We start from the raw sequence: 15036 nt of genomic DNA on the forward strand, positions 1-15036 counted from the left end.
TTTACGCGCCCGGCGGGGGCGGCGGCATGACGGTGAAGAGCTGCGCCAGTTCCGTCACGTCCTCGGCGCGTTTCCAGCCGTCCTGACCGGCGGTCCAGACATGGCTGTCGCGGGTGAGGCTGCCTTCGGTCACCATGCGCCCGAGGCGGGCCTTGGAATAGGGGCCGTGGGTCTGGCCGTCTTCGGCGATGTGCCAGACATGTTCGACGGGCGGCGGTGGCGGGGGGGCTGCGGCACCGGCCTCGGGGCGCGTGCCCCATGGTCCCTGGCCGCGGCTCTGATCGGCCATCTGCTGCGCCATCGCCATGCCCATCCCCATGCCGAGACCGGCGCCGATGCCGCCTCCGCCCGACGGGTTCTTGGCCGCCGATGTCATCGCCTCGGCGGTGGAATATTGGGTGAAGCGGCCCAGATCGCCCGCCAGCCCCATGGAGGTTCGCTTGTCGAGCGCTTCTTCAACTGCGGGCGGCAAGGATATGTTTTCAATGTAGAATTCGGGGATTTCCAGCCCGTATTCGGCGACCACGGCGGTGATCTCTCCGGCCACCAGCTTGCCCAGGTCGCGGGTGTTGGCGGCCATGTCGAGGACCGGGATGCCGCTGCCCGCGATGATGCGGGAAAACGCCTGCACGATGATGTTGCGGATCTGGTAGCTGATCTCGTCCATGGTGAATTCGCCGTCGGTGCCGACGATTTCGGACAGGAATTTAGCCGGATCGCTCACCCGCACGGTGTAGGTGCCGAAGGCGCGGATGCGGGTCGGGCCGAATTCCGGATCGCGCAGCATGATCGGGTTCTTGGTGCCCCATTTGAGATTGGTGAACCGGTTGGTGGCGACGAAGTAGATTTCCGATTTGAACGGCGAACGAAAGCCGTGATCCCAGTGTTGCAGGGTGGTCATGATCGGCATGTTGTTGGTCTCGAGCATGTAGAGACCGGGGGTGAAGACGTCGGCCAGCTGCCCCTCGTGGACGAAGACGGCCGCCTGCCCCTCGCGCACGGTGAGTTTCGCGCCGTACTTGATCTCGTGGCCCTCGCGCTCGAAGCGCCAGACCATGGTGTCGCGGGTGTCGTCGGTCCAGTGGATGACGTCGATGAACTGGCCGGAAAGAAAATCGAAGATGGGCATATGAAAAGCTCCTGTGATCGGGGGTCAGACCGGCCCGCCCGCGCGCTCATCCAGAAGGCGGCGGATGATGGGGCGGGCCTGGTCGGGGGTCATGCCGGGGCGCAGGTCGGGTGAATAGAGCAGGCGCAGCAATTCCTCGTCCTGGGTGGTGAGCCAGGCGAATTCGTCGTCGTCGTTGAAGATCGAGGGCCGGGCGGCGGGGCTGTCATCGGCGAGGCCCAAGCCCTGCGCCAGTTCCTCGTGGACGCAGGATTCGCGCATCAGCGGCGGATGTTCGGCCCTGATCCAGGCGATGGCCTGGGTATAGGTGTGGGGGTCGCCCTTGCCGGAGAAGGCCACGACCAGACAGTGGATGCTGCGCGGCATCGAGCGGAAGATGCCCAGGGTGGCCGGGTCGATATCCGGCACCATCTGGCGGATGCGGGCGAGCCCCTCGGCGCGATCATCCTCGGACATCACGAGAACGTGGAAATTGGGGTTGCGTGTGCTTGCGCTGATCGGGTGGCGCGCGGCCTGCGAGAGGCGGTTGGCATAGGCGGTGATGGTGTTACGATCCTGCACCTGCTGATCACGCGGCACCGAGGCGCCGAATTCGATGCCCATGTGCACCGGCCCCTGCCATTTGCGCAAGCCGCCCGCGCGCCCCGAGGACGGGCGATAGCCGCCGCCGGGGGCGTATTCGTCGAAGAACACGATCCGCTCGAAATTGCGGAGGAGATCGGTGTCGGTATAGGGCGTGTCCGGCCCGCCGCCATCGGTGCGCAACAGGCCGCGCGACAGCAGGTTGCGCTCGATCCGCTCGTAATAGCTGGCGAGAGCGCTGCTGTCGTAGGAGGGGCCGGGGGCGGGTGTGGGCGCACCGCCCGGCGGGCGTGCCGTCGGGCGCTCTGCGGGCGGTGGGGCGGGTACGTCGCAGGCCGCGAGCGCGGCAAGGGCCGCGCCCGCAATCCATGCCGTGTACTGCTTTGCCCGCATGCCCCGGTTCAGCCCTTGGGCACGGCGGTGCCGGCGGTGTCGCCTGTGCCATCGCGCCGCGCCTTGGCCGAGGCCAGCGTGTCGCGCAACTCGGCTTCCATCTTCTTGAGGTCTTCCTCGGCCTTGGCGCGTTTGGCCTTGCCCTCGTCGGCGATCTGGAGACTTTCCTGAATGGTGCCGATCAGGTCGGCATTGGCCTTTTTCACCGCTTCGATATCGAAGACGCCGCGCTCCATTTCCTGCCGGATCATCTTGTTGCTCTCGCGCAGGTTGGCGGCGTTGGCGGTCAAAAGCTCGTTGGTCAGGTCATTGGCGCTGCGCACGGCGGCGGCGGCCTCTGCCGAACGCTGGATCGTGACCGCTTGTGCCAGCTGGGTTTCCCAGAGCGGCACGGTGTTGACGAGGGTGGAGTTGATCTTGGTGACCAGCGATTTGTCGTTTTCCTGCACGAGGCGGATCGAGGGCAGGGATTGCATGGTGACCTGACGGGTCAGTTTGAGGTCATGCACCCGGCGTTCGAGATCGTCGCGCGCGGCGCGCAGGTCGCGCAGTTCCTGCGCGGTCATCACCTGATCGGCCTCGGGGGCGGCCTGCACTTCGGCCTCCTTGGCGGGGATGTCCTTTTCGTCGAGTTCCTTGAGCTTGGCCTCGCCCGCCGCGATGTAGAGGGCCAGCTCATCATAGAAGGCGAGCGTTTTTTCGTAGAGCATGTCGAGCGACTTGATGTCCTTCAGGAGGGTATGCTCATGCGTCAGCAGGTCGTCGGTGATCTTGTCGATCTGGCCCTGCACCTCCTCGAAGCGCGCGGTGAACTTGGCGATGGGGGCGGCGCGGCCCAAGAGTTTCTCCCACCACGAGCGCTCGCGGCGCACGTCAAGTTCGGAGACCGAGAAGCCACGGATCGTGGTGACGATGCCGCGTAAGGAGTCGCCCGCCGGGCCCACATCCTTGTTGCGCACGCCTTGCAGCATGCTCTGCGATATTTCCTGCAATTCGGCCTGCGCGGCGGAGCCGAAGGAGACGATGGACTGGGTGTCGGCCATGTCGATTTCACCCATGCGGCGGGTGATCTCGGCGCTGGCGGGGGCGTCGGCCTGATCGAGGGCGACGATGGCATTGGCCTCCGACGGCTCGGGCAGGATCGCGCGGCTGACGGCCTCGACATCGGCGAGGGCGGCTTCGGCCTTCTGGCGGGTGGTCTCTGACATGGATTGGTCCTCTTACGCTAAATCTTTGGTCTCAAGGTGAACGCCCTCGCGCTCCAGCCGGTCGCGCAGCACCTCGATCTCGATGTCGAGATCGGTGGTGCTGTCGGCCATGAGCGCGCGGGTCTTGGCAGTGAAATTCTGTTCTAGGTCCGACAGCAGCGCGAGGTATTTCTCGCGGGCCTCGGGGTTGGGGGCGCGGGTGGCGAGGTCGGCATATTTGACCGAAGCGTCGCGCGCGCCCATGAGATAGACGCCCAGATATTTGCGCGCCGCAGTGAGGTCGCGCGGGTCGTCCTCGACCGTGCGCAGCATGTCGCGCACGGTGTTCTGGAACTGGTCGAGCCGCGATTCGAGCGCGCGGTCGCCGGTGCGGCGGGTCGTGTCGGACATGGATTTGAGATAATCCTCGGCCTGATCGACGACACGGGCGACGCGGTCGGTCTGAAAGCTGTCGACGCCCTCGGTGCCCTTGTCGCGCAGCGGGTCAAACCCGAAGGCGAGGCTGTGCAGGGCGGTGCCCGCGACCGCGTAAATCAGCGACTCCAGCAGGCCGCCGCCGGTGGCAAAGCCCGCGACGCCAAGACCTGCGCCGGTGAGCAAGGAGGCGAATATCTTGCGTGGAAAGGCGGGACGGCGCGCGATCTTGCGCTCCTCATAGGCCTCTTGCGCAAGAATGCCCTCGCGGGTGAGCCATGCGGCGAGCAGCAACAGCCCGAGGGCGGCGAGGTTGAACGCCATCTCGACCGGGCCGGAGGTGAAGGCGCGCACGGCGAGGGGCAGCGGGGCCATGAAGAGCAGGTTGACGCGCCCGCCCGCGCGGGTGCGCCGCGCGCCGCGATAGCCGCCGGTCTGGGCGGGGGGCGTGGTGCCATTGCCGTCGGGGCTGAACTTTCCGCCGAAGCGCTGTGCCATCACACGCCTCCTGCGGCGGCGACGAACAGGATCAGCGCCACCAGCAGGAAAAACGCCAGTTTCTGTAGTCCGGTCTCACTCATGACGCCCCCGGGCCCGGTTTCACTTGGGGATGAACTTAGGCGATGGGGGGCGGGCTTGCTAGGGGGAAGATTGCCCGATGTGGCACAGGGCGCAGGCGGGGGATTTGAGTATTTTTGCCAAAAAGAAAGCACTTGTGCCGGGAAGGTGGGCGGGGGCAATGCAAAACGGCCGGTGCAAGACCGGCCGTCCGTCTGAGCTTTGCCCTGTGTCAGGGGATGATGCGGCTGTATTTCATGCCTTCGAGCGAGGCCCCGGCAAGCAGCCCCGCCTGACCGAAGATCACCGCCACGACGGGGGCAGTGGAGGTAGTGGTTTCGGCGCGCAGGTTATCGCCGCGATCGTTGAAGACGTATTCAAGATCGGCGCCCGCGGCCCAGCCCGAGGAGCGACGGAAACGCTGGAGCGCCTCGTCGGTCATGAAAAAGAGCACATGGGCGAATTGCTGGGCCCCGAATTGCAGGCCGAAGCTGCCCTTGGTGGCGGAGTAGTAATCGACCGTGACACCGTCGATCTGAAGCGCGCCCTGGCCATAACCGCCGCCGACGAAAAAGCCACCTTCGGTGATCACCGGCATGATCAGGATCCCGGTCGATTTCTCGGCGAGATCGCGGGTGCCGGGATAGTTGGCGAACATGTGACTTTTGGTGGATGCGACGCGCGCGTCGATGCGGGCCGCGCCCGGACTGCCGACGCCGTTGCCGCAGGCCGCAAGCAGCGGGGTGCCAGCCAAAAGGCCGAAGGTGAATCCGCGTCGTGAAAGGTTGCTCATGTCATTGCCCGTTTCGTTGCCTCTGGAAATGCCGGTCTGATGCCGGGTTTGATGCCACATAGTATAGACAGGCTGTCCGCTGCTGTCACTAGGGATTGCGTGTCTACGCGGGTTCTTGCGCGTGTGGGGCCTGTCAGGACAAGAGGCGGGCCACCTTGGGGGCGAAATAGCTGAGCACCCCGTCGCAGCCTGCGCGCTTGAAGCACATCAGGCTCTCCAGCATAGCGCGCTCCTCGTCGATCCAGCCGTTCTGCACGGCAGCCATGATCATCGCGTACTCACCCGAGACCTGGTAGGCGAAAGTGGGCGCGCCGAAATTATCCTTCACCCGCCTGCAGATATCGAGATAGGGCAGGCCCGGTTTGACCATCACCATATCGGCGCCCTCGCGCAGATCACGCTCGACGAGGCGCAGCGCCTCGTCGGTGTTGGCGGGGTTCATCTGGTAGGTTTTCTTGTCCCCCTTGAGCGCCGCCCCCGCGCCCACCGCATCGCGGAACGGCCCGTAGAAGGCCGAGGCGTATTTGGCGGCGTAGGACATGAGTATCACGTTCGGGTGACCGTTTGCCTCGAGTGCCGCGCGAATGGCGCCGATGCGCCCGTCCATCATGTCCGAGGGGCCGATGATGTCGACACCGGCCTCGGCCTGGCTCAGCGCCTGTTTCACCAGCGCCTCGACGGTGGCGTCGTTGATGATCTCGCCATTCACCACAAAGCCGTCATGGCCGGTGTCGGAATAGGGATCGAGGGCGACGTCGGCCATTACCGCAATGTCGGGCACCGCTGCTTTGATCGCCCGGGTGGCGCGATTGCTGAGGTTGTCGGGACTCCACGCCTCGGCGCAATCGGCGGTGCGGTTCTCTGCGGAGGTGAAGGGAAAGAGGCAGATCGCCGGAATGCCGAGATCGGCGGCCTCGCGGGCGGCCTCGACCACGCGGTCGATGGAGCGGCGCATCACGCCGGGCATGGAGGGCACCGGTTCCTCGACGCCCTCGCCGTCGCGCACGAAGACCGGCCAGATCAGATCGGCCGAGGTCAGCGTGTTTTCCGCCACCATGTCACGGATTGCGGGCGACTGGCGAGTGCGGCGCAGGCGGGTGGCGGGGAAGGCGGCTTGGGTCGGGCGCATGGGCGGACTTTCTGGTGATCTCGGGGTGCCAATTGAGTGGCATGGAAATTCGCACATCTCAAGGGTAGGAATTGCCGCGCACCGGCGCTAAGAGAGGCGACGGAAGTAAACAGGGGCGTGGCCTTGGACTGGTACGACAATGTTTTCGAGCTCATCGACATGCGCTCTTTCAGCAACCTTTGGTATTGGATCGCCCTGGCGGTGACGTGGTCGTCGGCCTCGCATTGGGTGCTGGGGGTGCCGTGGGACATGGCGATCCGTGCGCGCAAGAGCCAGAGCGACGCGCCGATGCACGATTTTCAGGACCTGGTGCGGGTGAACACCAATCGCATTCTCTATGTCGCGCGCGAGAGCGGGTTGCTGTTGGCCGGGCTGGTGGCCTTCGCGGTGACAAGCGTGGCGCTGCTGGGCTTCGTCTATGGCAACGAGTTCGCGCAGGCGATTTTCCTGTTGGGTTTTCCGCTGCTGATGGTCGCGATGCTGTCGGTGCGCGCGGCGCATATCATCCAGGATCAGGCGCTGGCGGGCGAGGCGCTGGTCAAGCGCATTCAGCGCCACAGGTTGCACATCCAGCTGATAGGCATGGCGTCGATCTTTGTCACCGCGATGTGGGGCATGTATCAGAACATGAACGGGAACGTGCTGGGCTGAACGGCACGGCGCGACGGAACGGGTGAGGCAATGAGCGATCACATCAAGGTGGGCGGCGCGCCCGAAGGGTTCGACGCGCGTCTGGTGCTGAAAGAGGCCGAGACGCGCGGCGGGCCGGTCATCCATGTCGCGCGCGACGACAAGCGGATGGCGGCGATGGCGGCGGCGCTGGAGTTCTTTGCCCCCGACATGCCGGTCATTCGCTTTCCGGGCTGGGATTGTCTGCCCTATGACCGGGTGTCGCCCAATGCCGATATCTCCGCCACGCGGATGGCGACGCTGGCCACGCTGGTGCATGGCGCGCCCAAGCAGTTCGTGCTGCTGACCACGCTCAATGCCGCGACGCAGGCCGTGCCCGCGCGCGAGGTGCTGCGCGAGGCCGCCTTTGCCGCCGCGGTGGGCGAGCGCATTGATGAGAAGGCCTTGCGCGATTTTCTGGTGCGGATGGGGTTTTCGCAAGCCCCCACGGTGACTGAACCCGGCGATTACGCGCTGCGCGGCGGCATCATCGACATCTATCCGCCGGGCGAGGCGGGGCCGGTGCGGCTCGATCTTTTCGGCGATATCTTGGACGGATTGCGGCGGTTCGATGCGGCGACGCAGCGCACCACAGAGACGCTGGAGCGGATCGAGCTCGCCCCGGTGTCGGAGGTCATTCTGGACGAGGCCGCGATCCGGCGGTTCCGGCAGAATTACCGGATCGAGTTCGGCGCGGCGGGCACCGATGATCCGCTCTACGAGGCGGTGAGCGCGGGGCGCAAACATGCCGGGGTCGAGCATTGGCTACCGTTCTTTCACGAGCGGCTGGAGCTGATTTTCGACTATCTGCCGGAGGCGTCGATCACGCTGGATGATCAGGTCGGTCCGGCGCGCGTGGCGCGGTGGGAGAGCATTGCCGATCAATACGAGGCGCGCCAGCATGCGCTAAGCCAGAAGACCCGCGGCGACACGGTCTACAAGCCTGTGCCGCCGGGGCTGCTTTACCTTGACGATGACGCCTGGCAGGCGGCGGTGGCGGATCGGCGGGTGCTGCAATTCGTGGCCCTGCCGCAGGCGACCGGGCCGGGGGTGATCGACGCGGGCGGGCGCATCGGGCGCAGTTTCGCACCCGAGCGGCAGCAGGAAAACGTAAACCTTTTCAGCGTCCTGAAGGACCATGTTGACGCACGCATGGCCGAGGGGCCGGTGGTGGTCGCGTCCTATTCCGAGGGCGCGCGCGAGCGGATCGAGGGGCTGTTGGAGGATGAGGGGCTGTTGGGGGCGGTCACCATCCGCAGCGCCAAGGCGCTGGGCAAGCGCGGGCTGCATCTGGCGGTCTGGCCGCTTGAACAGGGGTTCATCGCGCCGGGGCTGACGGTGATCGCCGAGCAGGACGTGCTGGGCGAGCGTCTCATTCGCGGGGCCAAGCGCAAGCGGCGCGCGGAGAATTTCCTGACCGAAGCGCAGGCGCTGAGCGCGGGCGATCTGGTGGTGCATGTGGATCACGGGATCGGGCGCTATCTTGGGCTGGAGGTGGTCACGGCGGCGGGGGCGGCGCATGAATGCCTGGTGCTGGAATATGCCGAGAGCGCCAAGCTGTATCTGCCGGTCGAAAACATCGAACTGCTGTCGAGGTATGGCCACGATGAAGGTCTGCTCGACAAGCTGGGCGGCGGTGCGTGGCAGGCCAAGAAGGCGCGGCTCAAGGAGCGCATTCGCGAGATGGCGGACCGCCTTATCCGGGTCGCTGCCGAGCGCGAATTGCGCCGCGCGCCGGTGGTCGAGGCCGAGCATCACGCGTGGGAGGCGTTCGCCGCGCGCTTTCCCTATCAGGAGACTGACGATCAGTTGCGCGCGATCGAGGATGTGGTGGCCGATCTGGGCGCGGGCCGTCCGATGGACCGGCTGATTTGCGGCGATGTGGGCTTTGGCAAGACCGAGGTGGCGATGCGCGCGGCCTTTGTGGCGGCCATGTCAGGCCTGCAGGTGGCGGTGATCGCGCCGACGACGCTGCTGGCCCGGCAGCATTATCAGGAATTCGCGGCGCGGTTCCGGGGCTTTCCGGTCAATGTGCGGCCGCTGTCGCGGTTCGTCAGCGCAGGCGAGGCCAACAAGACCCGCGAGGCGATGGCGAAGGGCGAGGCCGATATCGTGGTGGGCACGCATGCGCTTCTGGCCAAGAGCGTGCGCTTCAAGAATCTTGGCCTCTTGATCATCGACGAGGAGCAGCGCTTTGGCGTGGCGCATAAGGAGCGATTGAAGCAATTGCGCTCGGATGTGCATGTGCTGACGCTGACCGCGACGCCGATCCCGCGCACGCTGCAACTGTCGCTGTCGGGAGTGCGGGATCTGTCGATCATCGGCACGCCGCCCATCGACCGCCTGTCGATCCGCACCTATGTGAGCGAGTTCGACACCGTCACCGTGCGCGAGGCGCTGTTGCGTGAGCATTACCGGGGCGGGCAATCGTTTTTCGTGGTCCCGCGCATCAAGGACCTGCCCGAGATCGAGGAGTTCATGGCCAATCAGGTGCCCGAGGTGTCCTATGTGGTGGCGCATGGGCAGATGGCGGCGGGAGAGCTCGACGACCGGATGAACGCCTTTTACGACGGAAAATACGATGTGCTGCTGGCCACGACCATCGTGGAATCGGGGCTGGATATTCCGACCGCCAACACGATGATCATCCACCGCGCCGACATGTTCGGCCTGAGCCAGCTCTACCAGATCCGGGGGCGTGTGGGCCGCTCCAAGACGCGCGCCTATGCGTATCTCACGACCAAGCCGCGCGTGCCGCTGACGCCCGGCGCGGAAAAGCGGCTGCGGGTTTTGGGCAGTCTCGACACGCTGGGGGCGGGGTTCACGCTCGCGTCTCAGGATCTCGACATTCGCGGGGCGGGGAACCTCTTGGGCGAGGAACAGTCAGGGCAGATGCGCGATGTGGGCTATGAGCTCTATCAATCCATGCTGGAAGAGGCGATTGCCAAGATCAGGTCGGGGCAGGTTGACGGGCTGTCGGAGGCCGATGAGCAATGGGCGCCGCAGATCAATCTCGGCGTGCCGGTGCTGATCCCCGAGACCTATGTGCCCGATCTCGATGTGCGGCTCGGCCTCTACCGCCGCTTGAGCGGGCTGGAGAGCAAGGTCGAGATGGAAGGCTTTGCCGCAGAACTGATCGACCGGTTCGGCAAGCTGCCGCGCGAGGTCAACATGCTGATGCTGGTCGTGCGGATCAAGGCGATGTGCAAGCGGGCGGGGATTGCCAAGCTCGATGGCGGGCCCAAGGGCGCGACGATCCAGTTTCACAACGACAAGTTCGCCTCGCCGCAGGGTTTGGTGGACTTCATCAACGATCAGAAGGGTCTGGCCAAGGTGCGCGACAACAAGATCGTCGTGCGGCGTGACTGGAAGGGCGAGGCGGACCGGATCAAGGGGGCCTTTGCCATCGCGCGCGATCTGGCGGAGAAGGTCGTGGCGGAGAAGAAGAAGGCGGGCGGGAGCACGGGCTGAGGCGATGTGGGGGGGGGGGCGCTGCCCCCGTGGCCGCGGGGCGGCGACTCCCCCGGAATATTTATGGCAAGATGAAGCAGGGGCGTGGAGATGATCAGCGAGACAGCGGAAGGGGTGATCGGGCGGATGGTGCGGCGCGAGGTGAGCGCCGAGGCGGTGATGCGCGAGACGTTGGACCGCATCGCGGCGGTCAATCCAAAGGTCAACGCGATTGTCAGCCTGCGCGACGCCGCCGATCTGATTGCCGAGGCGCGCGCGGTGGATCAGGGCGGCCCGCGCGGGGTGCTGCACGGGTTGCCGGTGGCGGTGAAGGATCTGGCGAATGTGGCGGAGTTGCCGACCTCGCAGGGCTCGCCGCTCTTCGCGGGTCAGGTGGCGGAGCGCGATGATTGCCACGTGGCGCGGATGCGCGCGGCCGGGGCGATTTTCATCGGCAAGACCAACACGCCCGAATTCGGGCTGGGCAGCCATACGTTCAACCCGGTGCACGGGGTGACGGTGAACCCCTATGATCCGGCGCGGTCCTGTGGCGGCTCGTCGGGCGGGGCGGCGGTGGCGCTGGCCTGCGGCATGCTGGCGCTGACGGACGGGTCCGACATGATGGGCAGCCTGCGCAACCCGGCGGGCTGGTGCAATGTTTACGGGATGCGGCCAAGCTGGTCGCTGGTGCCCTCGGAGCCGCGCGCCGATACCTTCCTGCATCAGCTATCGACGAACGGGCCGATGGCGCGCAATCCGCGCGATCTGGCGCTGCTCTTGTCGGTGATGGCCGGGCGCGACGGGAGGCAGCCGCATGGGATGGAGGCACCCGATCTGGCGGAGATCGCGCCGCGCGCGGCGGGGGTGCGGATCGGCTGGCTGGGCGATTGGGGCGGGGCCTGGCCCTATGAGGAGGGCATCCTGCCGCTCTGCGAGGTCGCACTTGGCGTGCTGGAGGGGCTGGGGGCGCAGGTCGAGGCATTGGCCGCACCCTATAGCCGCGAGGCGCTGTGGGAGGCCTGGGTGACGCTGCGGCATTGGGCGGTGTCGGCCAATCTTTCGCCGCTGCTGGAGAGCGGGCGATTGAAGCCCGAGGCGGTCTGGGAGGTGGAGGCGGGGCAGCGCCTGAGCGCGCTTGATGTGCACCGTGCGAGCGTGGCGCGCAGCGGGTGGTTTTCCACCGCCGCGCGGCTTTTCGAGAGCCATGACGTGCTGGCCCTGCCGACCGCGCAGGTCTGGCCGTTTCCAGCCGATGAGGTCTATCCGCGCGCCATAGGCGGGCAGGCGATGGATACCTATCACCGCTGGATGGAGGTGGTGGTGCCCGCCTCGCTGGCCGGGTTGCCGGTGGTGGCGGTGCCGGCGGGGTTCGGGCCGCAGGGCCTGCCGATGGGGTTGCAACTGATCGGCAAGCGCGGGGCCGACAGGGCGTTGCTGGAGCTGGCGCAGGCCTGGCACGCGGCGACCGACTGGCCGGGGCAGCGCCCGCCGGTGCTAAGCTGAGTTCAACTTGCATCTTTTTATAAGATGCGCCTGCCGCTAACCTTTGCCGAAACGGGAGAGGATGCGCGATGCCAGCAAGAGAGGTAAAGCCCCTGGGCGTGCCGGAGATGGGCGCGGTGCGGACGGGCATGCTGGGCGAGGCGCTGCGCCGGGGCTGGGCGGATATGCGGCAGGCGCCGGGCTATGCGGTAACGTTCGCCGGGGTTTATGTAGTGATCGGGATGCTGCTGGCCTGGATCACGCTGGCCACGGGCAAGAGTTACTGGCTGATCTTCGCCGCCGTGGGCTTTCCGCTGGTGGGGCCGTTCGCCGCCGTGGGGTTCTACGAGGTGAGCCACCGGCTGAGCGAGGGCCGCGCGCTGGTGGCGTCGGAGATTTTCGCGGTGATCGCGTATCAGCGGCGGCGGCAGTTGCCGTCGATCTGCGCGATCATCATCATGGTGTTCCTGTTCTGGTTCTTCCTCGCGCATATGATCTTTGCGCTCTTTCTGGGGCTGTCGACCATGACCAACGTGTCCTCGTCGCTGGAGATCTATTTCACGTCCCAAGGGCTGAGCATGCTGGCGGTCGGGTCCGGCGTGGGGGCGGTCTTTGCGCTGCTGCTCTATAGCCTGACGGTGGTGGCGCTGCCGATGCTGCTGGATCGCGAGGTGGATTTCGTGACCGCCATGATCACCAGCCTGCATGTGGTGATCGAGAACCCGGTGCCGATGCTGATCTGGGCGGCGCTGATCGCGGGGCTGACCTTCGTGGCGATGCTGCCCGCGTTCCTGGGGCTGTTTTTCGTGCTGCCGTTGCTGGGGCACGCGACCTGGCATCTTTACAAGTTGATGTGTGAGGCGGAGGCGGCCTAGTGTGCGCCCGGCAGGTGCCGATCAGGACCTGCACGCAGACCGAGGACGTCACGATGCTGAAGATGATACGCGGGTTCACCCTGTCGGGGGTCGGACTCCTGGCGCTGATCGTGTTGACGGGCGGCCCCGCCGCCGCTGCACAAGATGATTTGCGGCAAACCGTGCAAGACGTCGAGGCGCGGATCGGCGGGCGTATCGGCTATGCGGTGACGGATCTGAACGGTGGGCAGGAGTGGGGCTCCAGGCCCGACGAGCGTTTCCCGATGTCCAGCACGTTCAAGGCTTTGCTCTGCGGTGTGATTCTTGCCCGCGTCGATGCCGGGGCGGAGGCTTTGGATCGCCGCATCACCTTTGGGCGCGACGATCTGGTCACCTATTCTCCGGTGACGGACTGGCATCTCGGGACCGGAATGACCGTCGGGGAATTGTGCCATGCCGCGATTACGATGAGCGACAACACGGCGGGCAACCTGCTGTTGGCAACGATTGGCGGGCCAGAGGGATTTACCGAAATCCTGCGCGACATGGGCGACGCCACCACCCGTCTCGATCGCTGGGAGACCGCGCTCAACGAGGGCGCACCGGGCGATGAGAGGCATACCACAACGCCACGCGCGGCGCTGTCCACGTTGCAGGCGCTGCTGTTCGGTGACATGTTGACGGTCGCGTCACGTGAGCAACTCTCGGACTGGATGATCGCGGATGCGGTCGCGGATGATCTGCTGCGTGCCAGCCTGCCCGAGGGCTGGATCATCGGGGACAAGTCCGGCGCGGGCGGTCATGGCTCTCGCTCCATAATTGCCGTGGTCTGGCCGACACCGAACCACCCGGTTCTGGTCACGATCTTCATGACCGGGGCCGATGCGGGTATGACAGATCGGAACGCCGCGATTGCCGAGATCGGTGCGGCGATATTTGCCGCGCTGCCGCTCCGCTAGGCTGGCTGCAGGTCAGATCACGCCTCGCGGCCGTGTGCTTTCAAACGGGCGTGGAGGGTCTGGGCCTCGGATGCTCCCGCCTCGAGCGCGAATACGTAGGCATGGGTCAGGTAGAAGCACGACGCGTCGAGGTCGTTGACCGCATCGGCGGCCTGCGCATAGAGGCGGATCAGCGCGCGGCGGTCGCCCGCCTGATGCGCGCTGATCATGTTGGCGTCGAGATCCTTCATTCCGCTGCCTGTTTCATGGCGCGATGCGCCTCGACCTTGCCCGCGACCCAATCGTGAAAGCAATGGGTGGGGCTGTCCATCACCGGAGAGAAGCGCCCGCCGTCGAAATGGGTGGCGTGACGGCCCTTTTGCATGCCTTCGACGACAAAGATGTCCTCTTCGAAGACGGTTTTCCACAGCTGGGTGTTGCGCATGCGCAGCCCCTCGTCGCTGCGCGGGACAGCGTAGTAGAGGTGGATATGCTCGACCGTGCGCTCCGGCCCCTTGGGTTCGAGGATGATGGCGAAGGCGTGATCGCGGTGCACGCCGAGCAGCACGTTGGGATAGGCCGCGATATATTCGGCCTGCTCGTTCCATTTCGCGCCGACATCCTCGAAATCGGGGAATTTCTCGCCGTTCTCGTTGGTCAGCTGGCGGTAGACCATCGTGCCCTGACCGGAATATTCGCCGGGTTTCTCGATGTGGTAGTGATCCTCGAGCTTGGAATAGCTGTTGAGGCCGGGATGCACCCAGGGCAGGTGGTAGCTCTCACAGTAATTATCGACGGCGAGTTTCCAGTTGGTCTGCACTTCCAGCTCGAACCGGCTGTCATGGCCGCCGTGATAGAGCGGCAGGTCGAACTCGGACCAGCGGGCGATGAGATCGGACATCGCCTCCTCGAACGGCGCGGCGTCGCCGGAGACGTTGATCCAGACGATATCGCGCCAGATATGGCTGCGGACCTCGTTGAGGCCAAGCTCATCGCGGCGGATAGAGGCGTGGGTGTTGTGGCCCGGCCCGCCGACATGCGGGGTGGAGACGAGTGCGCCCTTGGTCGAGTAGCACCAGGAATGGTAGGGGCAGCGAATGGCGCCTTCGATCTTGTGGGGTTCCTCGACAAGGATCATGCCGCGATGTCGGCAGATGTTCTGAAACACCCGCACGTCACCGTCCTTGTCACGGATGAGCAGCAGCGGCATGCCGAGAAATTCCAGCGGCTTGGCATCGCCCGGCTCGGGAACATCGGCGGCGACGGCCAGCCCGGCCCATTGGCCGAACAGCAGCGCGTGCTTTTCTTCCTCGTAGACCGCAGGGTCGATGTAATGCGCGTTGGGCAACCCGTTGGCCTGGTCGACGCTTGCGCGCACGCGGCCAAGATCGGTCAGCGGCTGGGTCATCTGGTCTCTCTCCCGTTTGATTCAACGGG

General features: G+C 65.6%; 13 protein-coding genes. 5 read left to right on the top strand and 8 right to left on the bottom strand.

All coding sequences use genetic code 11. The features are described 5' to 3' along the window. Nucleotide 1: 1 nt before the first annotated feature. The 6 genes from BMX04_RS11970 to hemB form a co-directional block, all read right to left on the bottom strand. Complete coding sequence (locus tag BMX04_RS11970) at nucleotides 2–1129, bottom strand: SPFH domain-containing protein (RefSeq protein WP_074786810.1); 1128 nt, start codon at nucleotides 1127–1129, stop codon at nucleotides 2–4. Nucleotides 1130–1153: 24 nt separating this feature from the next. After that, nucleotides 1154–2104, bottom strand: a complete 951-nt coding sequence (locus BMX04_RS11975; protein WP_074786811.1) for a DUF2927 domain-containing protein — start codon at nucleotides 2102–2104, stop codon at nucleotides 1154–1156. Nucleotides 2105–2112: 8 nt separating this feature from the next. Continuing rightward, nucleotides 2113–3312, bottom strand: a complete 1200-nt coding sequence (locus BMX04_RS11980) for a toxic anion resistance protein (protein ID WP_074786813.1) — start codon at nucleotides 3310–3312, stop codon at nucleotides 2113–2115. Nucleotides 3313–3324: 12 nt separating this feature from the next. After that, complete coding sequence (locus tag BMX04_RS11985) at nucleotides 3325–4224, bottom strand: 5-bromo-4-chloroindolyl phosphate hydrolysis family protein (protein WP_074786815.1); 900 nt, start codon at nucleotides 4222–4224, stop codon at nucleotides 3325–3327. Between the two features lie 292 nt (nucleotides 4225–4516). Beyond that, nucleotides 4517–5077: a lipid-binding SYLF domain-containing protein gene (locus BMX04_RS11990; RefSeq protein ID WP_082237464.1), complete on the bottom strand. Its 561-nt coding sequence runs from the start codon at nucleotides 5075–5077 to the stop codon at nucleotides 4517–4519. 133 nt (nucleotides 5078–5210) lie between these two features. Beyond that, nucleotides 5211–6206 carry a porphobilinogen synthase gene (gene hemB / locus BMX04_RS11995; protein WP_074786817.1) on the bottom strand — a complete coding sequence of 332 codons (996 nt, stop codon included), beginning with the start codon at nucleotides 6204–6206 and terminating at the stop codon, nucleotides 5211–5213. 123 nt (nucleotides 6207–6329) lie between these two features. Here hemB and BMX04_RS12000 point away from each other — a divergent pair, with 123 nt between their 5' ends. The 5 genes from BMX04_RS12000 to bla all read left to right on the top strand — a co-directional run bounded on the left by BMX04_RS12000 (nucleotide 6330) and on the right by bla (nucleotide 13620). Beyond that, a complete protein-coding gene (locus tag BMX04_RS12000) occupies nucleotides 6330–6857 on the top strand; it encodes a component of SufBCD complex (protein WP_074786819.1) in 528 nt (175 codons plus the stop codon). A 30-nt stretch (nucleotides 6858–6887) separates the two neighbouring features. Next, nucleotides 6888–10346: a transcription-repair coupling factor gene (mfd, locus tag BMX04_RS12005; RefSeq protein WP_074786821.1), complete on the top strand. Its 3459-nt coding sequence runs from the start codon at nucleotides 6888–6890 to the stop codon at nucleotides 10344–10346. A 90-nt stretch (nucleotides 10347–10436) separates the two neighbouring features. Further along, nucleotides 10437–11828, top strand: coding sequence for an amidase (locus BMX04_RS12010; protein WP_074786917.1), 1392 nt, complete (start codon nucleotides 10437–10439; stop codon nucleotides 11826–11828). A 68-nt stretch (nucleotides 11829–11896) separates the two neighbouring features. Next, on the top strand, nucleotides 11897–12682 hold the full coding sequence (locus BMX04_RS12015) for a DUF2189 domain-containing protein (RefSeq protein WP_074786823.1): 786 nt from the start codon (nucleotides 11897–11899) through the stop codon (nucleotides 12680–12682). Nucleotides 12683–12747: 65 nt separating this feature from the next. Further along, nucleotides 12748–13620 (top strand): class A beta-lactamase, encoded by an 873-nt coding sequence (gene bla, locus BMX04_RS12020; RefSeq protein ID WP_083398176.1) that lies wholly within the window; start codon nucleotides 12748–12750, stop codon nucleotides 13618–13620. A 17-nt stretch (nucleotides 13621–13637) separates the two neighbouring features. Here the strand turns inward: bla and BMX04_RS12025 are convergent, their stop codons facing one another. After that, on the bottom strand, nucleotides 13638–13850 hold the full coding sequence (locus BMX04_RS12025) for a hypothetical protein (protein ID WP_074786825.1): 213 nt from the start codon (nucleotides 13848–13850) through the stop codon (nucleotides 13638–13640). Continuing rightward, nucleotides 13847–15007, bottom strand: a complete 1161-nt coding sequence (locus tag BMX04_RS12030; RefSeq protein ID WP_074786827.1) for an aromatic ring-hydroxylating oxygenase subunit alpha — start codon at nucleotides 15005–15007, stop codon at nucleotides 13847–13849. Before BMX04_RS12030 ends, BMX04_RS12025 begins: the two co-directional genes overlap by 4 nt. Between the last annotated feature and the right edge of the window lie 29 nt (nucleotides 15008–15036).

Source organism: Roseovarius tolerans, assembly GCF_900109855.1.
Taxonomy (GTDB): Bacteria; Pseudomonadota; Alphaproteobacteria; order Rhodobacterales; family Rhodobacteraceae; genus Roseovarius; species Roseovarius tolerans.